This is a genomic window from [Anoxybacillus] calidus (assembly GCF_013760845.1).
In the GTDB taxonomy this organism is placed as follows: domain Bacteria; phylum Bacillota; class Bacilli; order Bacillales; family Anoxybacillaceae; genus Paranoxybacillus; species Paranoxybacillus calidus.
Genome location: NZ_JACDUU010000007.1, coordinates 50,704 through 74,422, shown reverse-complemented (window position 1 = coordinate 74,422; position 23,719 = coordinate 50,704). Strand labels below are relative to the sequence as shown.

19 protein-coding genes and 1 pseudogene are annotated in these 23,719 nt (G+C 39.5%); 9 read left to right on the top strand and 11 right to left on the bottom strand.

Annotated elements, in window-relative coordinates:
* Nucleotides 1-31: 31 nt before the first annotated feature.
* Nucleotides 32-790, bottom strand: a complete 759-nt coding sequence (locus HNQ85_RS13680; RefSeq protein WP_181538284.1) for a YkgJ family cysteine cluster protein — start codon at nucleotides 788-790, stop codon at nucleotides 32-34.
* Between the two features lie 167 nt (nucleotides 791-957).
* Between HNQ85_RS13680 and mreBH the strand changes: the two genes are divergently transcribed.
* Nucleotides 958-1,965, top strand: coding sequence for a rod-share determining protein MreBH (mreBH, locus tag HNQ85_RS13675; RefSeq protein ID WP_343046530.1), 1,008 nt, complete (start codon nucleotides 958-960; stop codon nucleotides 1,963-1,965).
* 125 nt (nucleotides 1,966-2,090) lie between these two features.
* On the opposite strand, the gene HNQ85_RS13670 is transcribed toward mreBH, so the two are convergent.
* The 3 genes from HNQ85_RS13670 to HNQ85_RS13660 form a co-directional block, all read right to left on the bottom strand.
* Nucleotides 2,091-3,470: a (Fe-S)-binding protein gene (locus HNQ85_RS13670; RefSeq protein WP_181538282.1), complete on the bottom strand. Its 1,380-nt coding sequence runs from the start codon at nucleotides 3,468-3,470 to the stop codon at nucleotides 2,091-2,093.
* A complete protein-coding gene (glcD, locus tag HNQ85_RS13665) occupies nucleotides 3,467-4,879 on the bottom strand; it encodes a glycolate oxidase subunit GlcD (protein ID WP_181538281.1) in 1,413 nt (470 codons plus the stop codon). Before glcD ends, HNQ85_RS13670 begins: the two co-directional genes overlap by 4 nt.
* 127 nt (nucleotides 4,880-5,006) lie before the next feature.
* A complete protein-coding gene (locus tag HNQ85_RS13660) occupies nucleotides 5,007-6,689 on the bottom strand; it encodes an L-lactate permease (protein ID WP_181538280.1) in 1,683 nt (560 codons plus the stop codon).
* A 352-nt stretch (nucleotides 6,690-7,041) separates the two neighbouring features.
* Between HNQ85_RS13660 and HNQ85_RS13655 the strand changes: the two genes are divergently transcribed.
* From HNQ85_RS13655 to HNQ85_RS13640, 4 genes are all read left to right on the top strand, one after another.
* The gene (locus HNQ85_RS13655; protein WP_181538279.1) at nucleotides 7,042-7,752 is read left to right on the top strand and encodes a FadR/GntR family transcriptional regulator; all 711 of its coding nucleotides are present in this window, start codon (nucleotides 7,042-7,044) and stop codon (nucleotides 7,750-7,752) included.
* 181 nt (nucleotides 7,753-7,933) lie between these two features.
* Nucleotides 7,934-8,650 (top strand): (Fe-S)-binding protein, encoded by a 717-nt coding sequence (locus HNQ85_RS13650; RefSeq protein ID WP_181538278.1) that lies wholly within the window; start codon nucleotides 7,934-7,936, stop codon nucleotides 8,648-8,650.
* 21 nt (nucleotides 8,651-8,671) lie between these two features.
* Complete coding sequence (locus HNQ85_RS13645) at nucleotides 8,672-10,102, top strand: LutB/LldF family L-lactate oxidation iron-sulfur protein (protein WP_181538277.1); 1,431 nt, start codon at nucleotides 8,672-8,674, stop codon at nucleotides 10,100-10,102.
* The gene (locus HNQ85_RS13640) at nucleotides 10,099-10,821 is read left to right on the top strand and encodes a LutC/YkgG family protein (protein WP_181538276.1); all 723 of its coding nucleotides are present in this window, start codon (nucleotides 10,099-10,101) and stop codon (nucleotides 10,819-10,821) included. Before HNQ85_RS13645 ends, HNQ85_RS13640 begins: the two co-directional genes overlap by 4 nt.
* A gap of 59 nt (nucleotides 10,822-10,880) precedes the next feature.
* Here the strand turns inward: HNQ85_RS13640 and HNQ85_RS13635 are convergent, their stop codons facing one another.
* The 4 genes from HNQ85_RS13635 to HNQ85_RS13620 form a co-directional block, all read right to left on the bottom strand.
* Nucleotides 10,881-11,813, bottom strand: a complete 933-nt coding sequence (locus HNQ85_RS13635) for an NAD(P)-dependent oxidoreductase (protein ID WP_181538275.1) — start codon at nucleotides 11,811-11,813, stop codon at nucleotides 10,881-10,883.
* A gap of 20 nt (nucleotides 11,814-11,833) precedes the next feature.
* Nucleotides 11,834-12,511 (bottom strand): DNA alkylation repair protein, encoded by a 678-nt coding sequence (locus HNQ85_RS13630; RefSeq protein ID WP_181538274.1) that lies wholly within the window; start codon nucleotides 12,509-12,511, stop codon nucleotides 11,834-11,836.
* A gap of 123 nt (nucleotides 12,512-12,634) precedes the next feature.
* The gene (locus HNQ85_RS13625; protein WP_181538273.1) at nucleotides 12,635-13,348 is read right to left on the bottom strand and encodes a TerC family protein; all 714 of its coding nucleotides are present in this window, start codon (nucleotides 13,346-13,348) and stop codon (nucleotides 12,635-12,637) included.
* A 169-nt stretch (nucleotides 13,349-13,517) separates the two neighbouring features.
* Nucleotides 13,518-14,858 carry a D-serine ammonia-lyase gene (locus HNQ85_RS13620; protein WP_181538272.1) on the bottom strand — a complete coding sequence of 447 codons (1,341 nt, stop codon included), beginning with the start codon at nucleotides 14,856-14,858 and terminating at the stop codon, nucleotides 13,518-13,520.
* Between the two features lie 204 nt (nucleotides 14,859-15,062).
* Here HNQ85_RS13620 and HNQ85_RS13615 point away from each other — a divergent pair, with 204 nt between their 5' ends.
* From HNQ85_RS13615 to HNQ85_RS13600, 4 genes are all read left to right on the top strand, one after another.
* Nucleotides 15,063-15,908, top strand: a complete 846-nt coding sequence (locus HNQ85_RS13615) for an SPFH domain-containing protein (protein WP_181538271.1) — start codon at nucleotides 15,063-15,065, stop codon at nucleotides 15,906-15,908.
* A gap of 15 nt (nucleotides 15,909-15,923) precedes the next feature.
* Nucleotides 15,924-16,097, top strand: a complete 174-nt coding sequence (locus tag HNQ85_RS13610; protein ID WP_020961368.1) for a type II toxin-antitoxin system antitoxin — start codon at nucleotides 15,924-15,926, stop codon at nucleotides 16,095-16,097.
* Between the two features lie 113 nt (nucleotides 16,098-16,210).
* Nucleotides 16,211-16,861, top strand: coding sequence for a VC0807 family protein (locus tag HNQ85_RS13605; protein ID WP_181538270.1), 651 nt, complete (start codon nucleotides 16,211-16,213; stop codon nucleotides 16,859-16,861).
* Between the two features lie 647 nt (nucleotides 16,862-17,508).
* Nucleotides 17,509-21,045: a bifunctional diguanylate cyclase/phosphodiesterase gene (locus tag HNQ85_RS13600; protein ID WP_220129236.1), complete on the top strand. Its 3,537-nt coding sequence runs from the start codon at nucleotides 17,509-17,511 to the stop codon at nucleotides 21,043-21,045.
* 149 nt (nucleotides 21,046-21,194) lie between these two features.
* Here the strand turns inward: HNQ85_RS13600 and HNQ85_RS13595 are convergent, their stop codons facing one another.
* The 3 genes and pseudogenes from HNQ85_RS13595 to HNQ85_RS13585 form a co-directional block, all read right to left on the bottom strand.
* Nucleotides 21,195-21,635 (bottom strand): DUF2935 domain-containing protein, encoded by a 441-nt coding sequence (locus HNQ85_RS13595; RefSeq protein ID WP_181538268.1) that lies wholly within the window; start codon nucleotides 21,633-21,635, stop codon nucleotides 21,195-21,197.
* A gap of 313 nt (nucleotides 21,636-21,948) precedes the next feature.
* A complete protein-coding gene (locus HNQ85_RS13590; protein ID WP_181538267.1) occupies nucleotides 21,949-23,067 on the bottom strand; it encodes a nitric oxide synthase oxygenase in 1,119 nt (372 codons plus the stop codon).
* A gap of 162 nt (nucleotides 23,068-23,229) precedes the next feature.
* Nucleotides 23,230-23,656 (bottom strand): annotated as a pseudogene (locus HNQ85_RS13585) (alanine:cation symporter family protein); the annotation flags it as partial.
* Nucleotides 23,657-23,719 lie beyond the last annotated feature (63 nt).

Sequence of the window (23,719 nt, the reverse complement as noted above, 5' to 3'; positions counted from 1 at the left end):
ACAATAATGGTTGCCGCTTTTAGCCAATGGATTAATTTGATCGCCATCCACTTTTCTGCAATTCTTGCTGTAAAAGGACAGGCAAATAATTAAGGGTAAATACGTCATCAGGATAATCAAAGTCCAATTCTTCACCGTTATAAAGAAGCTCTTGAATAAGTTCATTCAACGCCTCCATGTAATAATCATAGAAAAATTCATAGCTGAATGGCTCGTCTGGAATGTAAGAATCAGCGCAAACACGCGGATTTCCATAATTTAAATACGTACGGCAAGGAATCGGGCGCACCTCGTACACCTTACATGTGTTGGTCCTTAAATCAAGAAACGGACACGGTACTTGTTTAGCAATATATTTTTCTTTAAAACGAGCATCTTTCGTAAAATCAAGCGTACATACCTTTGATAATATCGTTTGATTTCGCTGAAAGTACACATGCAAATGGTTAACAATATCCTCACGCTCTTTAGCTGGTAAACCATCAATATAGGCTTTGATCAATTTCGCTTCTAGCTTTGTGGTAATAATCGGAAAATAACAACAATGCGCACAGCCTTTTGCACACGTTGGGCGAATGTTAACATTTTGTTCAATTTTATCAATTTCTGAATCAACGAGTTTTAAAAACTCTCGAAAAGCTTTAAGTATAAATTGTAAAGGTGTTTTTTCATCATATTGTTCTAATAGATCGTCCACTTTTTCAGCAAACGGTCCATCATCAGGAAGATGCTTTTCGTTAATTTGTTCACATATTTTCACGATGTCGTCATATGTTAAATACTCTTTCAATTCGCTTCACTCCTAGCTGCAAAGTGCAAATCTGCCATCTATTTTAACACAACAATGATCCACAGGATTTAGAATAAATTTCCATAAGACTTACCCTCATAAATCAATAACAAAATCAGAAGAGGTATGGGGAGGTCTAGACTAAATAAGGTTGGTGAAAGAAAATGGTGTTCACGAATCCAGAAATCGGAATTGACTTAGGAACAATGAACGTTTTAGTATACAGTAAAAACAAAGGAATCATTGTCAATGAACCATCTGTTGTGGCGATTAATACGGAGACAAATGATGTACTAGCCGTGGGCTCTGAGGCGAAAATGATGATTGGAAAAACGCCGGGAAAAGTCGAGACAATTCGTCCATTAAAAAATGGAGTCATTGCTGATTTTGACAAAACAACGGCTTTACTGAAACAAATCATGAAATTGGCAAGTAAAAGATTAGGTTTTTCTCTCAAAAAACCTAATGTAGTGATTAGTACTCCATATCATTCTACTTCCGTGGAACGCCGTTCGATTCATGAAGCGGTAAAAAGCTGCGGTGCTAAGAACGTCTATTTGATTGAAGAACCAGTGGCTGCCGCGATCGGTGCGGATTTACCTGTCGATGAGCCGGTAGCAAATGTGATTGTCAATATTGGTGGAGGAAAAACGGAAACAGCGATTATTTCGCTCGGCGGTGTGGTGGCCTGTCATTCGATTCGTATTGGCGGCGACCAGCTTGATGAAGATATTATTCAATATGTGCGTAAAAAATATAACTTACTTATTGGTGAACGCACGGCCGAACGAGTCAAAATCGAAATCGGTTATGCACCGATCAATCATACAGAAAAAACAATGGATGTTCATGGCCGTGATCTAGTTACGGGTTTTCTAAAAGCGATCACATTAACCTCAACAGAAGTACAAGAAGCGATAGCGGAATCACTTCAGCAAATTCTTGGTGCAGTGCGTGCAGCTTTAGAAGATTGCCCAGCAGAATTAAGTGGTGACATCATTGAACGCGGCATTATTCTCACTGGCGGAGGCGCTCTTCTAAACGGAATGCAAGAGTGGCTAAGCAAAGAAGTATTCGTTCCTGTCCACCTAGCACCAAACCCACTGGAATCGGTTGCGATCGGCACAGGGCGTTCATTAAGCGTTATTCATAAACTCATGAAAACAGCCCTGTAAAACGAAGAAACTTACAAAAAATAGGGAGCAACTACTGTTGTAAGTGCTCCCTGTTTTTTATCTTAAACAGGCAAAAGATTTCTACTTTGAAACGAAGCTAAAGTGGGAGTAGTTCCAGTGACAAACTAAGAAGTTTTTCTAATATGTTCCGGCATTTGCCATTGCTGATTAACTGTGAAACCACTTGCTTCAGCCGCTTCCAAGAGGAGTTCAACAATATGAACAGCGCGAACGTGAGCAGACAAACCTTCCCTTTCAATGCCAAGCTTCATTTGCAATAAACAACCTGGGTTCGCAGTGACAATCGTTGTTGCTTTTGTTTCCTTTACTTGTTCCATTTTATAGTCGAGAATTTGCATCGACATCTCCGGCTCGACAATATTATAAATTCCTGCAGAACCGCAACAGCGGTCAGCATCTTTCATTTCGCGAAATTCGACACCTTCAATCGATTGAAGCAAAATCCTCGGAGCTGCCGATGTTTTCATCACATTCCGTAAATGGCATGAATCTTGATATGTCACGACTTGGGACGGGAGCTTCAACCCTTTTTTATGGAAGTTCAGTTCTACTAAAATGACAGAAATATCTTTTATTTTTTCTGTAAATGCTTTAGCACGCTCGCCCCAGGCTGGGTCATCCTTTAATAAATGATCATACTCCATCAAGAAAGCGCCGCAACCTCCAGCATTCGTAATAATATAATCAACATTTAATCCTTCAAATGCTTCAATGTTGCGTTTGGCTAATTCTTTTGCCTGACTTTTCTCTCCGCTATGACCATGCAGTGCCCCGCAGCATGTTTGCGCAGGAGGAATCACGATTTCGCATCCTGCCAGCTGCAGTAATTTCATCGTGGCATCATTCGTTTCCATAAACATCGTATCCATTAAACAACCGGAAAAAAAGGCAACACGCCGCTTTGTTTCTCCCTGTGCCGGCAAATGTTCTGGACGGTGTTTCATTTCCTTCAAAGTCGGGACTTTCGGCAATACCTTTTCCATTTCTTTCAGTTGAGCAGGCAATAAATTTAGCAACCCAGTATTACGAACAATTCGCTGCAAGCCGGAACGTTGATAAAAGCTGATAAGACCTGTTATTGTGCGCATGCGATGAGAATGCGGAAACAATCCTCCAAATACTGCCTTGCGAAGCATACGAACCGGCAATGAATATTTTTTGTTTTGTTGAATGATGTCACGCGCCTCTTCGAGTAAATGTCCGTAGTTAACTCCAGATGGACAAACAGGTTCACAGGCGCGGCATCCTAAACACATATTCAGCGTTCGTTCCACATCTTCATCCGGTTCAATGAGACCATCAACCACTGCCTTCATCAAAGCGATACGCCCCCGCGGCGAATGCGTTTCTTGAAAACCAGATTCGATATATGTCGGACACGCTGGAAGACAAAAACCGCAGCGCATACAGTTCATGAGTTCGTCTTCATTCATTCGTTCTTTAAATTGCTGCTGCATTACTTTCCGCTCTTTTGCTGTTGTCATCTTGTTATCACCACTCGTTTTCGCGTACTTTTTGCAAACACCTTTCCAGGGTTCATAATATTATTAGGATCAAGCGCATTTTTAATTGCTTTCATCGCTGCAATTCCTTCCCGACCAAGCTTCCATTCCAAATAAGGAGCTTTCATTATCCCTACTCCATGCTCACCCGTAATCGTGCCACCAAGTTCAATTGCCTTCGCAAAAATTTCCTCAAACGCTTTTTCGACGCGTTCAATTTCCTCACGGTCGCGCGCATCAGTCGGGCAAGTCGGGTGAAGATTCCCATCACCGGCATGACCGAAAGTGCAAATTTTTACATTATACTTTTCGGCAACCTCGTTAATTGCTTTCACCATTTTCGCAATCTCTGAGCGCGGCACCGTTGCATCCTCTAAAATCGTTGTTGGTTTCAAACGTGCTAATGCCGAAAGTGCCGAACGTCTCGCTGTGCGTAATGCATCTGCTTCAGCTTCGGATTGAGCCACTTTCACCGAAACGGCTTGTTCTTTCTTACAAATCTCTTCCATTTTCTTTATATCTCGTTCCACCACTTCACTCGGCCCATCCTGTTCAATAAGAAGAACAGCCTTTACATCTGTCGGAAGGCCAATTTGTGCATAGGCTTCAACCACTTCAAGCGTTGGCTGATCAAGGAATTCAAGCGTCGTCGGAATAATTTTGTTAGCGATAATTTGGGACACAGAACGCGCGGCTGCTTCTAAATCTTGATAAAGAGCGAGCATCGTTTTCTTCGTCTCCGGCATTGGAATCAGTTTTAACGTTGCTTCTGTAATAATTCCAAGCGTACCTTCAGAACCGACAAATAAACGAGTTAAGTCATATCCCGCCACATCTTTGGCTAATTTTCCACCTGTGCGAATGATATCACCATTTGCCAAAACAACTTCCAATGCCATCACATAGTCGCGGGTCACGCCATATTTTAATCCGCGCAAACCGCCGGAGTTTTCATTAATGCTCCCACCAATGGTAGAAATCTTCATCGAGCTAGGGTCAGGTGGATAAAAAAGCCCCTTTGCTTCAACCGCTTTAATCAAGTCCAACGTAATGACTCCAGGCTGAACCGTTACCGTCAAATTCTCTTCATCAATTTCTAAAATGTTGTTCATATGTTTGAAAATAAGTACTAGGCCGCCTTCCGTCGGACACGTTCCCGCGCAAAGATTAGTGCCTGAACCCCTTGGAACAATGGGAATGCGATGTTCATTGCAAATTTTCACAATCTCTGAAACTTCTTTTGTATTTCTCGGCGCAATGACCGCATCAGGAAGGGACTGAAACTGCGGTGTTGCATCGTATGAGTAAACAAGTCTTCCCGCTTTAGAGTCATCATAGTTTTCTAACCCAACAATGCTAATCAACCTTTGCTTTACTTCATTCGAAATCAACGGTTCTCATCCTTTCTATCACCTGTTATCATACATACTTCTATATGAACTCCCATTTGCAAAAAGGAAAAGGGACTGAGTCACTAAGGCAGAACAGCTACCATTATGACGGTCCCTTCCTAGATATTTATGGAATCATCCATGATAAAACGTTAGATTGCAGGAATGTGAGAATACCAATCAAAAAGATTAGAAAAACACTATGTTTAATTGTAAAACGGAACAAATCAGATTCTTTTCCTGCTAAACCTACCGCAGCACAGGCAACAGCAATCGACTGAGGCGAAATCATTTTCCCAACTACTCCCCCAGACGAGTTCGAAGCAAGTGCAAGCACCGGATCCATTCCGATGGATGTTGCCGTAACTTTTTGGAGATTCCCAAATAACAAGTTAGAAGATGTATCTGATCCTGTAATAAACACTCCTAACCACCCGAGAAATGGTGAGAAGAACGGGAATAACACACCTGTTTTTGCTAATGCCATTCCAAGCGTCGTACTCATCCCTGAAGCATTTGCTACATAGGCGAATCCGACTACAGCTCCAATCGTGATGATTGGAAACTTTAATTCTTTTAATGTTTCAACAAATGTTGCCGTCCAATCTCTCCAAGAAATTTTTACAATAAATTTTGTCACAACGGCTGCCAGCAAAATCGCTGTACCCGCAGCACCTAACAATTCTAGTTTATAGACAGCTGCGATCGGTTGACCGCTTGCATTTATAATTTTGTTGTTCAATCCAGGTACTTCAGGCATAAATGTCAATTGATGACCAAGTGCATTGATTAACTTTAATAAACCGTTTGTTCCCTCATAATGACCCGTTAAAGCTGCTTTAATTGCCGGAATCCCCCAAACCGAAATAAATGTCGTTAATACTAAGAATGGTGACCATGCTTTAAACACTTCACCTTTTGTATGCGTAGCTTGCTTTGCTAAAGCAGTTGCCGCTATTTCAGGATAGGCATCAGACTGAAAACGGAAAATAGACTTAGGCTTCCAAAATTTCAAGAAAATTGCCAATGCTGCCAATGAAACTAACGCGGATAAAATATCAGGTAATTCAGGTCCTAAAAAGTTTGAGCTCAAATATTGCGTTAACGCAAAGGAAAGACCTGATACTAAAATAGCCGGCAATACTTCCATCGTCTTTTTCAATCCAGCCATAATAACCACTAGATAAAATGGAATGAATATAGATAAAAACGGTAATTGACGACCTACCATTTTTGATATTTCCATCGCCGGAACTCCTGTCGGCCCTTCCATCGCGGTAATCGGAATTCCGATTGCACCGAATGCCACCGGAGCCGTATTAGCAATTAAACAAATTCCCGCTGCATATAAAGGATGAAAACCTAATCCAACAAGCAAAGCTGCCGAAATCGCTACAGGAGCACCGAATCCTGCTGCCCCCTCCAAAAAAGCACCAAATGAGAACGCTACCAATAATGCTTGTAAACGTCGGTCTTCAGTAATCGATAAGACCGAGTTGCGAATGATATCAAATTGCCCGGTTTTCACCGTTAGCTTATATAAAAACACAGATGTAATAATAATCCAGCCAATTGGCAATATCCCGTAAACAGCACCTTGACTTACTGACATCACTGCCATTCCAACCGGCATTTTATAAACGACTACAACGATAGCCAGCGCAACAAGCAATGTAGTAAGCCCAGCCATATATCCTTTCATTCGCTTGATTGCGAGCGCCCAGAAGAAGTATAAAATCGGAATAAGTGCTACTAAAGCAGATAAAGCAAGATGATCTCCAACAGGTGTAAAATTTTGCGTCCACGTCATTGTATGAGCCCCTCCCATCACCCTAAAATTGAGAAATACAGAAGACCTCTCAAATTAAAACGTAACTAAAGTCCCCCTCCTCAAGAAACCGTTTTCATTCATACACAAAATGATCCTCTTCACAATAATAAGGTCATCTGATGACCGAGTGATAAAATGACCCTGATGCCTCAAATTATATGATTGATTTGAAAAAAAAACAATACTAAAAATTAAATTTTCCGAACATTTTGTATTATCCTCCTTTCTTTGCAAAAATGATAGCCATTACGAAACATTTTCACTGCTGTTTCGTTCTATGTATAATAAGTATGATTAAACGGTTTGAGTTTTTCCTATTGAGGTGAACACATTGGAATATAAACAAATTAAACCTAAAAAAATATATGAAGAAGTTGCAGAAGCTATTTTTGATATGATTAAAACAGGCGTGCTAAAACCTGGCGATAAATTAGACTCCGTTCAACAGCTAGCCGAAAATTTTAATGTTGGACGTGCAGCGATTCGCGAAGCATTAAGTGCGCTTCGAGCGATGGGACTAATTGAAATGAAACAAGGTGAAGGCACATACGTCCGCGAGTTTGATCCAACGATGTTTTCCTTTCCGATTTCACTTGCTGTGCTTATGAATAAAGAAGACATTGCTCATTTATTGGAAGTCCGCCAATTGCTAGAAGTAGGAGCAGCTGGTATTGCTGCTCAGAAAAGAACAGAAAAAGATTTACAATCAATCGAACATGCCCTCAACCAAATGCGGGAAGGACTTGGAGACGAAGAAATTGGAGAAAAAGCGGACTTTCTATTTCATATGGCTGTTGCTAGCGCATCCCAAAATCCCATTTTAGTTAGTTTAATGAACAATGTATCAGGAATGATGGTCGAAACGATGCGCGAAACACGGAGAATTTGGCTATTTTCCAAACAAACGACAAGCGAGCAGCTGCTTGAAGAGCATATTCGAATTTTCGAAGCGATTAAAGAACAAAACGCCGAGCTGGCGCAAGAGCGAATGCGTGAACACTTAGGGAACGTAGAAAAAGTATTAGCAAAATACATTCAATAAAATGCAAAGCACTCTCAATCTTTTGATCATTTGAGAGTGTTTTTTTATACAAAATTTTATTAAAGTTGAAAAAATATGGTATAATATCGCATAAGTCATCTGATGACCTGTTGACTGATTAATTTCTTAACGGTAAAGTGAAAAAAGAAAACGTTTTCTTCCATAAGGAGGGGAAGTTTCAATGAAAGTCACATTATTTGTTACATGTTTAGTCGATTTATTTCATACGAATGTCGGAAAAGCAACAGTGGAATTGCTCGAACGGTTAGGGTGTGAAATTGAATTTCCAGAAGCGCAAACGTGCTGTGGACAGCCAGCTTACAACAGCGGTTACGTAAAAGACGCAAAAGAAGCGATGAAACATATGATTCGCACGTTTGAAAACGCGGAATATATCGTCACCCCTTCCGGCTCTTGTGCAACGATGTTTAAAGAGTATCCGCATATTTTTAAAGGTGATCCACAATGGGAGCCAAGAGCAAAAGCATTAGCAGATAAAACATATGAATTGACCCAATTTATCGTCGATGTGTTAAAAATCGAAAATGTCGGAGCGAAATTAAAAGGACGGGCAACCTATCATACATCATGTCATATGACGCGTTTGCTCGGAGTAAAAGATGCGCCTATGAGACTATTAAAAAATGTCGAAGGTTTAGAATTTGTTCCACTGCCAAACGCGCACAACTGCTGCGGTTTCGGTGGTACATTCTCGGTCAAAATGGGGCCGATTTCCGAGCAAATGGTTGACGAAAAAGTTCATCATATTGAAGAGGTCGGTGCTGAATATTTAATTGGTGCAGACTGCGGCTGTTTAATGAACATCGGTGGACGCATGGAACGCCAAGGAAAACCAATTAAAGTGATGCATATCGCTGAAGTATTAAACATCCGTTAATGAAGAAAGGGGGGATTGTCAATGGCAATGAAAATCGGCACAGGTGAATTTAAAGAGCGTATAGAGAAAGGAATTCATAATTCGTTTATGCGCGGCGCAGTAGCCGGGGCTCAAGAACGCTTGAGAACAAGGAGATTAGAAGCAGCAAAAGAACTTGGAAATTGGGAAGAATGGCGGGCATTAGGCGAAGAAATTCGCAAACATACATTAGAGAATCTTGATTATTATTTATGGCAATTAAGCGAAAATGTCGCCAAACGCGGTGGACATGTTTTCTTTGCACAAACAGCAGAAGAAGCAAACGAATACATTCGTGATGTAGTCGTGAAAAAGAACGCTAAAAAAATTGTAAAATCGAAATCCATGGTTACGGAAGAAATTCATTTAAATCCTGTTTTAGAAGCCGCTGGATGCGAGGTAATCGAAACCGACCTTGGCGAATACATTTTACAAATCGATGATCACGATCCTCCGTCACATATTGTTGCTCCAGCGCTTCATAAAAACAAGGAACAAATTCGTGACGTTTTTAAAGCAAAACTAGATTACAAAAAGACAGAAAAGCCAGAAGAATTAGCCTTGCATGCACGCCATACATTGCGGCAAGCCTATTTAACAGCAGATGTCGGCATTACCGGGTGCAACTTTGCCATCGCTGAATCCGGCTCTATCACTCTCGTAACAAACGAAGGAAACGCCGATTTAGTAACAGCATTACCAAAAACGCAAATTACCGTAATGGGGATGGAGCGCATCGTTCCAACATTCGAAGAAATGGAAGTTCTCGTTAGTTTATTAACTCGCAGTGCTGTTGGGCAAAAATTAACAAGCTATATTACTGTACTTACGGGGCCACGCAATCAAGGAGAGGTGGACGGACCTGAAGAATTTCATTTAGTCATTGTCGACAATGGGCGGGCAAACATTCTAGGCACGGAATTCCAATCTGTATTGCAATGTATTCGCTGTGCTGCGTGTGTCAACGTTTGTCCAGTATATCGTCATATTGGCGGGCATTCTTACGGTTCAATTTATTCCGGACCAATCGGTGCTGTTCTTTCTCCATTACTAGGAGGATACGATGATTATAAGGAATTGCCGTATGCATCAACATTATGCGCAGCCTGTACGGAAGCATGCCCTGTAAAAATTCCGCTTCATGATTTGCTGCATAAACATCGCCAAGCGATTGTAGAACGGGAGGGAAAAGCACCCATTTCCGAAAGATTGGCGATGAAAGCGTTCGGTTTAGGTGCCGCTTCGTCAGCAATTTACAAATTAGGGTCAAAAATGGCACCAAGTGCGATGAATCCATTTACGGTGAATAACCGCATCTCAAACGGTCCTGGGCCATTAAAAGCGTGGACGGAAATTCGCGAATTCCCAGCACCGGGAAAAGAGAGATTTCGCGATTGGTTTCACAATCGCCAGAAAGGAGATCATCAATCATGACAGCAGGCATCATTCATCATCGCGACAAATTTTTACAAACCATCGCCAAAAAGCTGGGACGCGAACAGCGCACAACAGGCGTTACACGTCCTCGTTGGAAACATCTTCCGCAATGGTCTGTATTTAAAGGATACAGCCAAGAGGATTTAGTAGAAGCATTTAAATCTCAATGTTCTCGCATTCATACAGATGTAGTAGAAACGACAACAGACCAGCTCGCTGCAACATTAAAACAAGTCGTTGCGGGCTATGGCGGCGGTCCTGTCGTCACCTGGGATGATCCGCGTTTTGCTGAATACGGATTATCCCCGCTCTTGCACGAAGAATGGCCAAGTGAAAAGATCGATGTCCATGTATGGAATGCTTCAATCGGACAAAAAAACATTGAATTTGCAGAAAAAGCGAATGTCGGCATTACGTTTAGCGATATAACACTTGCTGAATCCGGCACAGTTGTCCTCTTCAGCAGCGGCGGAAAAGGACGCACGGTCAGCTTTCTGCCGCAAACATATGTGGCAATTGTTCCAAAAAGCACTATTGTTCCACGCATGACACAAGCAGCTGTTTTCATCCATAAACAAATCGAAAAAGGGGAGCAAATCCCGTCCTGCATCAACTTTATTACAGGGCCAAGCAACTCGGCAGATATTGAAATGAACTTAGTCGTTGGTGTACACGGACCGATAAAAGCAACATACATTATTGTAAAAGACCGTTAAATAAGAAAACAGAGGCAGCCCTCTCCAAATAAGGCCGCCTCTCATTTTTTCTCCCTGCTTTAATATCCTTTTAACACATCGACTTTATTAACAATTGGTTTATTTTCTTCGATATGTTTAAGAGTGGTTAAAAAACTTTGTACCGCTTCCTCAGGCGACGTTAATGCAGATATATGCGGAGTTATGATCACATTCGGATGTTGCCATAATGGAGAGTCGGTGGATAAAGGCTCTTTCGTAAATACATCTAATACAGCAAGACGCACGTACCGCTTTTCTAAAGCGTTCAACAGCGCTTCATCATCGACTGTTGCTCCTCTTCCAACGTTAATAAATCCTGCATTTTGCAGGCGGTAAAAAAACTCATCATCAAAAAACTTATATGTTTCTTTTGTCAAAGGAAGTGTGTTAATCACCCAATCCGCTTTCACCATCACATCAGCTGCTCGAGATACGGGAACCACTTCCGAAAAATACGGCTTCGCTGCTCCGCTTCGTGAAACGCCGATTGGCTTTACGCCAAGCGAAAACAAGTTTTTTGCTACCTCTTGTCCAACTGCTCCTGTCCCATATACAACAATGTTTTGCTCTTGTATGGACTTTGGGACTACCTGCTTCCATTGTCTTTTTGACTGATACCATGCATAAACATCATGACCTTGCAAATCCCGCAATATATAGCTTAAACAATACTCGCTAATCTTTTGTCCAAACGAACAAACCGTCCGGGTCAGCAGAACATCTTCTTTCCACTCTCTATTAAACAAAAAACGATCTACGCCTGCTCCTAATGAATGCACCCACTTCATGTTGCCAAATTGAAAATTCTCTGTTGGACAAAACCCGACATAGGCATCAGCCCATAACAAATCATCAAGAGAAACCTCATTTTCTGATACAAAACGAAAATCTTTATCGATCTTTTCTTTTAATAAAATTTGCGCCATTTCTTGATAAATCCGCCCTGTGATTAATATGTTTTGTATTTCCACCCTTTTCACCTCCATCCGTTTTAGTGCTTATTAATGATTTTTAGTGCTTCACGCTTACTTAATGGTGCCAAATGTTCACTTTCTACAAATCTTATTACGCTTTCTGGATTTGTTTTCGAGTATTCCCGCAGTGCCCATCCAATCGCTTTTTGAATAAAAAATTCTTTTGAGTCCTTGCACATTCGAATATAATGATAAAGCAATTGTTCATCTGTTTCTTTTTTATATTTTAATTGAAACAAGATAGCGGTGCGTTGCAGCCAAAAATAATCAGACTGAATCCATTTTCTAGTATAAGATTCAATCCATTTCGGATGTTTTTTCAATATGGTTCCGATGATGTTTGCGGAAAGAGGATCAACGGTATCCCACCATGACTTTGTGACAATCAATGTTTCCGCTAACGTTAAATGTTCATCGGATAATTTCTTTACATCTTTCTCAAGCAAAGTAAGTGCAATATATTGAAACTCCCTTTCCGGCAGTTCCCAGAGCGCTAAAACCATTTGCGGCAAGTCTTCCAAATGTGGTTTTCCGTGCTCTTTTAAAAACTCCCTTAACAATGCATTGCGCTGTGGTGCCTTAATGCCAAGAAACTCAAATTGGTCGCGCATATATTTTTTCATCGGTTTCGCATTTTCTTCATTTCGATGTTGGTTCATCCATTGTACTAATTGTCTTACATACATATCGACCATTACTATTCCCCCTAATGATTCCGACATACTTCCATCAAAATTTCTTCTATCTTACCTTTTCACTTTACTCTTCTCCAATAGAAAAAGCCCCATCCTTCTTTCGATGGAGCATTGTTATAAGGTTTAAGCTGTAATTTGTTTTTCTGTTTCCATCTTTTTATTTTTTACATATCCAGCAGCTAATACGAGAATCGTCAAACCAGCAATCACCACGTACATCGCTGGGCCGTGAGAAATGTGCAAAAAGTTCGCCAAGTGCTTATCTTTCATAATCATTTCCCCGGCTGTCCAAGCAAGGATGGCAGAGCCGACATAGGCAATCCATGCGTACTTCTCCATCACCCTTACAATAGCCTTGGAACCAAAAATCATAATTGGAATACTAATGGCTACCCCAAAAGCAATCATTCCGATATGTCCATCTGATGCCCCGGCAACGGCTACAACGTTGTCTAAGCTCATGACTGCATCTGCTAAAACAACTGTCCAAATCGCTTTCAAAAGACGGTCGTGTGACTGAATATTCGCCTCTTCCTCGCTCTCGACAAGAACTTTATAGGCAATCCATAGCAACAACAAGCCACCAATAAGATTGACAAACGGAATTTTCAATAAAAACACAATAATTGCCGCAAATAAAATCCGCAAGACGACCGCGCCTGCCGTGCCCCAAAATATCGCTTTATTTTGCTGATGCTTTGGCAGTCGTCTTGTTGCCATCGCGATCACAACCGCATTATCTCCGGACAAAATAATATCAATCGCAATAATTTTTAACAGGGCAACGAGTGCCTCAGAAGAAAAGGCAAAACCTAGTGTTGTATGCAGAATATCCATGTTTATTCTCCTTCTCTGTGAATTGCTACGATCATTCGTGTCAACAAGTCATATTTATCTTATCTCAAATTACTCCTATCAGCAATAATACAACTTTTGAACGAATCATAGAAATATATGTTATACCTATCATTCTTTTCTAGCTTTCCTCTTTATCTTTCAATATTCTTTAAAAGTTTACTGCTTTTTGATAGTATGCCTCCATTTCCTCTTTAGGCACAAGACTCCCACCCGTGGCCCAGCATATATGGGTGGCATTTTTCATCGTAAGTCCATGCCGCTCCATATACGGCTTCCCTTCGGCAACCAACTGCGCAGGTCCATAAACACCTGCAAGGGCAGACGGCTCTAAAGAGATTCCTTCTACATCTTTCATCCGTTTTAATAATATAAATAAATAATGATCATTAATCGTATAAATGCCGCTTACTAGTTTTTCCATTGTTTTTCCAACAAATTTAGATGGCCGACCAACTGCAAGACCGTCTGCTTCGGTTTTGTTATCTATCCCGAAATCTTGAACAGACACTCTGTCATGCAGCCGTGTCATCATTCCTAGTAACATACAAGGAGAATGAGTCGGTTCAGCAAAGAAGCAGTGGACATCATCTTGAAATAATAATTTAAGTCCAAACGCAATGCCGCCTGGCGCACCTCCGACTCCACATGGCAGATAGACGAATAACGGATGGTCTTTATCAACAACAATCTTTTTTTCTTCTAATTGTTTCTTTAAACGAAAAGCAGCAACAGCGTACCCCATAAATAAATGCGGAGAGTTTTCATCATCAATAAAATAGTTATTTGGGTCTTTCTCTGCTTCTTTCCGTCCCATTTCTACCGCATAGCTGTAATCGGAATTGTGCTCAATCACATTTACTCCGTTACTTCTTAGCAACTCTTTTTTCCATTGTCTTGCATCTGCCGACATATGTACGTTGACACGAAAGCCGAGTTTAGCGCTGATGATGCCAATGCTTAATCCGAGATTTCCTGTAGACCCAACTGTAATGGAGTATTGTGAAAAAAATGTGCGAAACTTATCGCTGGCAAAAACGGAGTAATCATCTTCAATTGACACCAATCCATGTTCTAGCGCAAGCTCTTCAGCGTGTTTCAGAACTTCATAAATTCCGCCTCTTGCTTTAATCGAACCAGCGATGGGCAGATGACTATCACATTTTAATAATAGCTTTCCTTGAATCGATTGTTTAAACATGGCAGCTAATTCTTCCTGCATATTTTCAATTCCAATAAGCGGCGATTCAATGATTCCTTTTAAATTTTTTGTTTCTGGAAAAACCGTTGCGATAAACGGAGCAAAACGTTTCAATCTCTGTTCTGCTTCAAGCATATCACCTTCATCAAATGGCAACTTTTCCACCATGTTAGTAAATTTCGTATAGTTTGGATTCAGCCAAAACACTTCTTCCGTCGATATCATTTTTTCTAAAAGCGGATACATACGCAGCCACTCTGTTAATCTCTTTCCATGAATAAGCTGATTCATTATGAACACTCCCAGTCAAATGGATTTTTGCTTCTATCATTAACAGCTGCAACAATCTAAAAAATCATGAGACCTTTTTATATATCATACAACGAAAATAAAACAATCCTGCTTCATTCTGAAAAAATCACGATTTCTGATTTACATATTTTTGAAAAAGTGATATCATAATGATATAAAATTAATATTAAGGAGAGACGATACATGAAAGAAACAAAAGCGTGGTATATCAATGGATTCGTCGGAATTTTATTCATCATTCTTCTTTTAGGAGGAGCTGCCTTTACGCTTTTGACACAGCAAATGATTGGTCTTACTGCCTTACTTGTCGCTATCGCCCTTCTCTTAGCAACTGGAATTACGATTGTTCAGCCAAACCAGGCAAAAGTCATTACCTTTTTTGGCCGCTATCTAGGCAGTATTCGCGACAGCGGTTTATTCCTAACCGTTCCATTGACAATTCGACAAACCGTTTCCCTTCGTGTCCGCAACTTCAACAGCAGCAAATTAAAAGTCAATGACGTTGAAGGAAATCCCATTGAAATTGCCGCAGTCATTGTATTTAAAGTAATTGATTCCGCAAAAGCGATTTTTGATGTGGATAATTATGAAGAATTTGTTGAAATTCAAAGTGAAACAGCGATTCGCCATGTCGCCACAAAATACCCTTATGATACATTTGAAGATGATCAAATTACATTAAGAGGCAATGCTGATGTCGTTTCCGATGTACTGACAAGAGAACTTCAGGAGCGACTGACTGTTGCCGGAGTTGAAGTGATAGAGGCACGCCTGACTCACTTGGCATACTCTACAGAAATCGCAAGCGCGATGTTGCAGCGCCAGCAAGCAGCAGCGATTTTGGCAGCGCGCAAGAAAATTGTTGAAGGTGCTGTTTCCATGGCAAAAATGGCGATTGAACAACTTGACAATGAAGGCATCCTAGAGTTAGATGAAGAGAGAAAAGTAAATATGGTAAACAACCTTATGGTAGCAATTATTTCCGAACGAGGCGCACAACCGGTCATTAATACCGGAAGCTTATATTAATGGTTGTGGAGTGATATGGCAAAAAAGAAAAGTTTTCCGTTACGAATTGATCCTGCTCTTTATGAAATTATTGAACGTTGGGCGCAAGAAGAATTTCGCAGCGTAAATGCGCATATCGAATTTTTGTTGCGCGATGCAGCAAGACGAGAAGGACGTTTGAAAAAAGAAAAGAAAAAAACAGATGAATAATTCTCTGAGCCCCCTGCTCTCTTTGAAACAGAGCAGGGGGTTTATTCGTAATAACACGCAAAGGGAAGGATTTTTCCAAACTATAATAGAATAAAATACAAGAGGTGAAACGGTTGCAGAAAAATATCGTTCTCTTAGACCTTATTTGTTTTGTTATTTTTCCGTTAGTTGTTTGGAACGTTGGCAAAGATTATATCGGCGCTTACTATGCTATGCTTTTTTCTTCCGTCCCCGGCATTATTTATAGCCTTTATCGCTTTTACGAACTAAAACGCATTAATATTACCGGTCTTTTCATCATCGGAAACTTAACCATTGGCACACTGATTGATGTTTTAGCAGGTTCTGCCTTGCAAATGCTTTGGAACAATGTTTTTTACGATTATGCACTTGCTACTTTCTTTTTGCTTACAATCGTTATTAAACAACCGATGGCCTTATATTTTGGATTAGATTTCGTTGAACTGCAAGGACAGGACCGCACCTTCAGCAAAAAATTATTTTTTCAGAAAAAGATTTTTGTCATTTTCCAACTTATCACATTAGGATTTGCGCTGAGAAACAGCATTTTAGCAGTAATCAAAACATGGCTTATTATCGAATACGGCACTGATGCGTTTACAAAAGGGCTACTTTTCCGGCAGGCGTTTAGCTGGATGATGGCTGGTATCACCGTTGTTGGTTATTCATATATCTCAAAGATTATTAATCAATCGCCAGAGTTAATTGAGAAGGTAAAAAATGAATTAAACATCGCCAAATGAAGGGAACGCCTTTTGAGCAACCTATTTCCCTTCTTCATCACCATATCGTTGAATGAACCTCATTTTCGCTCTACCTAAAAATAAGCATATATCTAGTACAATAAACAAACGTAGAACATATCCCTATTTCCATTTCGAACATTTTTGTTCCACATACGATTTTGAAGAAAAGCTCTTAAATACTTCTAATAGACTTTTTTATACTGACGGCAATATTTAATGACCTACCTTCCGGATGTAACATCTTAAATGCCTCTAACTCACCTTCTGTAAACACTTTTTTATTCCGATCGACATCCCCCTCTAATCATTTATAACTACACCTCTTTGAAAAAACTCATCTACTCCCCGTGCACTTGCAATGATCATAAAAGCCGGGACAACGATACTAGGAACTTATGTCCCTCTTATTTATCAATTAAACTCATATATGTTGTATCTAAATCATTTTTTCCTATCAATTTCTTCATGAGTTTTCATCATCAAGTTTTTATAGAAATTTTTTGATGAATAATCAAATATTACCTATTTTTCGACATTTCATGACATTTCTTGGACATCTGATGACAAGTTTATTGTTTCTCTTCCATCTAGAGACATATAATGGATTTGTTATTTTATCCTTATTAGGTGGTGTTATCATAGAAGTGTTGCAGCTTAAATTTGAACCAGCCGTTGCTATTTTATCGATTACGATTTCTATATTAGGTTCATATACATCATTACAATTAGCAACTAGGTTACTTGATCAACCGCGAAAATGGAACACGTTAATCATTAGTGCCTTTTGTATGGGACTTGGAATTTGGTCGATGCATTTTACCAGCATGCTTTCTATTAAAATAAATGGTAGCGTTCATTCGTATAATTGGTTTTTAATGCTTTTTTCGTTTATCTCTGCTATTATCGGCAGCATTCTCGCCTATTCTTATATATTTTTTTGTAAAAACTCCCCATATCGTTACATTGTAAGCGGCTTATTACTAGGGATTAGCATTGCTGTGATGCATTATACGGGCATGAAAGCGATGAAAGATCATTTCATGATTACTTATAAAGCTTCTTGGCTCGCTGCATCGATTGGAATTAGTATGCTTTTAGCGATTCTTTCTATGTATGTATTTCAATACTTTCAAACAAAACATAAGTTCACCAATCCAATAAAATTAACAGCCGCTATCATAATGGGATTTGCCATATCAGGGATACAGTATACAGCCATGATGGCAACAAACCTTGATCAACTTCCTACTCTTCATCATGCTAGTGCTGGAATCAGTCAAAAGGAAATTTTTATCTTAGTTGCAAGTATCACCATCTTCTTTCTAGGGCTTATTCTTATTCGCTCATTTATTGAAGAAAGCGAACACACAAGGCAGCTCAAGATTGAAGAAGCTAAGTATCAATCTCTTTTTTTTAATAATCCTGACGGCATTATCTCCTTTGATGCAGCAGGAAACTTTATAAACTGTAATAGCAAGTTTGAAACGCTTCTTGGATATAGCATTTCTGATTTAATCGAAAAAAATTTTTTATCATATATAGAGGAAGAGGACCAGAAAATAGCCTGGAATAACTTTCAAGACGCTCTTAAAGGCAAAGGAAACGAATGCGTGGTTAAAGCTATCCATAAGGACGGCCATACAAGGGTTCTTAAAATCAAAAATATCCCGATCAGCATCGATCATAAAGTAGAAGGGCTTTATTCAGTGATTCAAGATATAACAGATAAATATACTATAGCCGAGGACTTACGCCGGACACATGAAAAACTTCAGTCATTTTTTCAAAGCACGTCCGATGCGATTAACATTACTGACTTAAACAGTATGATCCGATATGTAAACCCGGCATTTGAAACAATGTTTGGCTGGACAAAAGACGAACTCATCGGAAAAAAACTTCCCATTATCCCTTCTTCATGGAGAGAAACGAGCCATATTCTAGAAAGAAAACTTTTAAATGGAGAGCATATTACGAATGTGGAAACCAAACTGCAACGAAAAGATGGGATGCTCATCGATGTGAGCCTCTCCATATCGCCTCTTAAAAATGAAAAAGGCGACATTGAAGGATTCGTTGCGATTACTAGAGATATTAGCGAAAGAAAACAATTTGAGAAAACGTTGCAAGAAAACAAAGAGAAATATAAGCTCGTTACCGAGAATATGAGCGATTTAGTCAGCTTATTAAACATTGAAGGAGTTTTTGAATACGTCTCTCCTTCTTATGAAAAAATATTGGGTTATCCAAGCCATGTTTTGCAAGGTAAATCAGCTTTTGAACTCATTCATCCAAATGATTTTGACCAAATCATGAATTTGTTTAATGAATTCATTAAAACAAAGAAAGCGGTAACTGCACGCTTTCGTTACCGTCATAGTAATGATTACTACATTATTACTGAATCACATACCGTCCCTCTTTTTGACGAAAAGGGCAACCTGCAACATATATTAGTGACTTCAAAAGATATAGGTGAAAAGGTAAAAGCAGAACAAGCACTGCAGGAGAGCGAACAAAAATTCCGCTTAATCACCGAACATTCATCAGATTTGATTCGTATTGTAGACGAAGCTGGAATCATTCAATATGCGTCTCCATCCCATAAAACAATTCTAGGATATGAACCGGAAGAACTTGAAGGGAAATCGTTATTGCTCATTCTCCATCCTGACGATATTCCAGTCGTTCAAAAACGGCTCAAACAACTCCGCCATAAAAAGAAAGAACGTGATTCATTGGAATATCGAGCTAGAACAAAACACGGAAGTTATATTTGGATAGAATCGCATACCACATCGATATTTGATGAAAACGGCCAATTCCTCCATTATATTGCTGTAGCGCGGGATATTTCCGAGCAGAAAGCATATGAAGAAAAATTAGAACAAATGGCGTTTTATGATGGACTGACAGGAGTAGCGAACAGAAGATTTTTCCAAGAGCAATTAGTCAAGCAAATTGAACAAGCTAAACAAAATAATACCCGCTTTGCTTTAGTGTATTTAGACTGCGACCGCTTTAAATGGGTGAATGATGTTCTCGGGCATGACGTCGGAGATGAACTTTTGCAACACTTTGTCACACGATTAAAAACATGCTTATCAGAATCCGACATCATTGGCCGTTGGGGCGGCGATGAATTCACTGTTCTTTTATCCCGCGTTCAATCAAAAGAAGAAGCAGCGAGAGCAGTACAACAAATTATTCAAAGCATGCAAGTTCCATGGAACATTAAAAATTATGAATTCATCATGACTTCTTCCATTGGAATTGCCTTTTATCCGGAGGATGGACAAACGGTCGAAGAGCTCCTTTCTCACGCCGACCAAGCATTATATCAAGCCAAAACCGAAGGGAGAAATAAGTTTTATTTTTATGAAAAAACGTTGACCGAACAAATGCAACGGTTAATCTTACTAGAAAACCACTTAAAGAATGCATTAGAACAAAAAGCATTTCATTTAGTCTATCAACCGCAAGTCCAGCTGGGAACAGGAAAACTAATCGGGGTAGAAGCGCTGCTGCGTTACACCCATCCAACTTTAGGGGCTATATCGCCAATGGAGTTTATTCCTATTTGTGAGCGGTTAAATATGATTGATAAAATAACCGAATGGGTTTTACAAGAAGCAGCTAGACAACTTAAAGACTGGAAAGAAAAAGGGCTCCATATTCGAATGGCTGTGAATATCTCGCCATTAAACCTTGAAAATAAAACTTTTATCGACAAACTAATCGCCATGTTTGAAAAAAATCATTGTGATTTACATAACCTTGAATTAGAGTTAACAGAAACAGCATTAGCCAAAAATATTGAAGAAGTGAGTAAAGTGTTGGAGACACTGAGGAAAATTGGTGTTCGCATCGCTTTAGACGATTTCGGCTCAGGTTATTCTTCATTAGTGTATTTTAAAGATTTCCCTATTGATAAAATTAAAGTTGACCGCTCATTTGTAAAAGAAATTCCAAAAAAAGAACGAGACATTGCAATTATTGATAGTATTCTTTTATTGTCCAAACGGCTAGGTATCGAAGTGATTTGTGAAGGAGTCGAAACAGAAGAACAGGCTTCTTATTTACAAATGCTCGGCTGCGAATATGCACAAGGATATTACTTCAGCCGCCCGCTAACAAAAGACGAATTAGAAAATAAATATATCGCAGCAACCACAAAATAAACTAAGCAAAAGAAGCTGTCCCAAAGCAAGTGTCAGCCCCCACAACGAACAATGGATAAAAACACTATATATTGTGATAATTGGGGCCAGACACTTATGGACCAGCTTCTTTTTATTCTATCGAGAATACCCCTAGTATATCCGTTTCTTCAACATGATATATGAGGTTTACGATATAACAATGCTTGAGCAATCCCTACAAAATATTCCGATTCACGGATGATATGGTTTAATACAACCTTCGCCGTTGAATTTTTACTTACCGCTGCGCTTTCTGTTTTAATTTGTTGGCATAGCTTAATAAAATCTAAACTTTGCTGTAAGCAGTAGGATATAAGTTGCAACACTTGTTGATACAGCTGAGCTGGAATATAATAAGAGGACCGAATGACCGATTCAATATAACGAACGACTTGTTGATGTGTCGCAGAAAGGACTTCTTCCCATTTTTTCAACGCTTCGACGAACGGTTCTTCTAATCCAGCGACAAGCTCCCGAATCACAACCGTATGCTCTTCTTCTTGATGTTTCCAAAACTCCGCTTCATCCAAAATCCTTAACGGCATTTGCTCACCGTAATAAAACTGCATTCTTATCTTCTCCCCGTTATTTTTTCATTTCAATATCATATGGGGCTGAAAAACGAAATATGATGCTTTCTTCAAAAATAAAAAACCCTTGTTTCGTGAATCATCAGGAGATGTTCCGCTGCTGTTTTAACAAATATACTCTTGCTTCATACGGCTTTAACGTAAATATTTGATGATAGCTCGTTCAATCATTTTATGAGGCAGCATTCTACTTTCTATTATTTCCTTTGTTTCCATCATCATAAAAAATATTTGCTGCCATTTCCTCTAACCCAAAAAACTTTTTCACTCATTTTAAAAAGCGACACCTATGTTAGGCATCGCTTTTTCTATCATTTATTTCATAAGGCCGCTCCTGATAAAAATAATTTGGCGTAACCGTTGTGTTGTCATAATTTTTATGGAAAATGTGAGTAGTCGCTGGAGAAACAGGCGGTATGAGCCATGTCCAGTCCCCTGTTACGTGGCGGCAAGCTTGTTGTTCTTTTTGTTCAAACAGCTTAAATTGCTGCGCTGCCGTATGATGATCAACAATGCTGACACCTGCTTTTTTATAAGAATGCAGCACAGCAATATTTAATTCAATTAATGCTTTATCTTTCCAAAGCGTTGCGTTCGTACTCATGTCTAATCCCATGCAGGAGGCGATTTTCGGAAGCATATTGTAACGATCATCATCAGCAAAATTTCGCGCACCAATCTCTGTTTCCATATACCAGCCGTTAAAAGGGGCTGCTGTATAACGAATGCCGCCAATTTCTAAACTCATATCAGAAATAATCGGAACTGCATACCATTTTAATTGCAAATCTTTAAACCACGAAAACTCAGGATGTTCAATTGGCACTTCCAAAATCAGATCTTTCGGGATTTCAAACCATTTCGGCTTCTTCCCCTTTATCTGAATCACTAAAGGCAAAATATCAAAATGCGTTCTATCCCCTTTCCATCCCATCTGCTCGCATGCTTTCGTGAAAGAAATCGAAGAAGAGTCTCCTATCACACCGTGTTCTGTTTCATACCCCGCATAGCGAATCAGTTGATGGTTCCAAATTCGCACGTTCTCTCTACCCTTTTCAACCGGTTTAAACACCGTAATGGCTGGACGTATTTTCCCTTTATTTGTGGCAAACTCAATATGTTGCAGTAAACTCTCAAAAATTTCTTCCTCTGTCTCTAAATGTCTGGCATCAAAAACATGCAGTGTCTGCCAAAACAAGCGGCCAATGCAGCGGTTGCTGTTACGCCAAGCCATTCTCGCCCCATACTCTAATTCTTCGTAAGTATGCTTATAAAAACCATTTGCTTCAATTTCTTTTTTTATTTCTTGCAATCTTCGTTCAAGATCCACAGTACTTTTACCTAATTCCTTATAGCAGTTCCTAATAAATATTTCTGCTTTCTTCCACAATTGTTCCCTGTTGTTCAACATATTTCCCTCAATTCTGTCAAGGTTGTTCTAACATCCATCTTAATTGAAATCAAACTTAAAACGTTGTATATAGTTTGACAATTTTGTTAAGGAAAAAATTTAAGATATATAAAAAAGCAGAAACCTTTAATCGGTTCCTGCTTTTTAAAAGTCTATTCCATATTAAGAAACCCATTCTTCATCTTTCTTAAATTCATTTACCCAGTAGTCGGCGTTTTTCATACCTAATTTAACAGAATCAAATACCGGGTTAATCCCTTGTTTCCTTCTGCTCCTCGTCATCTTTTAACGCTTTTAGCAACGGTTTAGCAAGAATGACAATCGCAATAACATTTAACCAAACCATGATACCTAAACCAACATCACCTAATGCCCATGCAAGACTGGCTGTTTTTACTGATCCATAAAACGTGGCACCGAGCATCACGATTTTTAAAGCAAGCATCGGCCATTCGCGGGTTAAGTAAGCAATATTCGTTTCTGCAATGTAATAATAGGCCATAATCGTCGTAAACGCGAAGAAACATAATGCAATAGCTCCAAAACCAGGGAAAATGGTCTCAATTGCCGCTTGTGTATAAGCAAGGCCAGGCCAGATCTATTTTTTTAATTTTTCCAATTTGAAACTTTTACAGCGTTATTTTTCCGTCGA

Coding starts and splice junctions, on each gene's coding strand:
- HNQ85_RS13670 (WP_181538282.1), bottom strand. CDS start 3,470: ATGACAACAGCAAAAGAGCGGAAAGTAATGCAGCAGCAATTTAAAGAA.
- HNQ85_RS13660 (WP_181538280.1), bottom strand. CDS start 6,689: ATGACGTGGACGCAAAATTTTACACCTGTTGGAGATCATCTTGCTTTA.
- HNQ85_RS13650 (WP_181538278.1), top strand. CDS start 7,934: ATGAAAGTCACATTATTTGTTACATGTTTAGTCGATTTATTTCATACG.
- HNQ85_RS13645 (WP_181538277.1), top strand. CDS start 8,672: ATGGCAATGAAAATCGGCACAGGTGAATTTAAAGAGCGTATAGAGAAA.
- HNQ85_RS13640 (WP_181538276.1), top strand. CDS start 10,099: ATGACAGCAGGCATCATTCATCATCGCGACAAATTTTTACAAACCATC.
- HNQ85_RS13630 (WP_181538274.1), bottom strand. CDS start 12,511: ATGGTCGATATGTATGTAAGACAATTAGTACAATGGATGAACCAACAT.
- HNQ85_RS13625 (WP_181538273.1), bottom strand. CDS start 13,348: ATGGATATTCTGCATACAACACTAGGTTTTGCCTTTTCTTCTGAGGCA.
- HNQ85_RS13620 (WP_181538272.1), bottom strand. CDS start 14,858: ATGAATCAGCTTATTCATGGAAAGAGATTAACAGAGTGGCTGCGTATG.
- HNQ85_RS13615 (WP_181538271.1), top strand. CDS start 15,063: ATGAAAGAAACAAAAGCGTGGTATATCAATGGATTCGTCGGAATTTTA.
- HNQ85_RS13610 (WP_020961368.1), top strand. CDS start 15,924: ATGGCAAAAAAGAAAAGTTTTCCGTTACGAATTGATCCTGCTCTTTAT.
- HNQ85_RS13595 (WP_181538268.1), bottom strand. CDS start 21,635: ATGCAGTTTTATTACGGTGAGCAAATGCCGTTAAGGATTTTGGATGAA.
- HNQ85_RS13590 (WP_181538267.1), bottom strand. CDS start 23,067: ATGTTGAACAACAGGGAACAATTGTGGAAGAAAGCAGAAATATTTATT.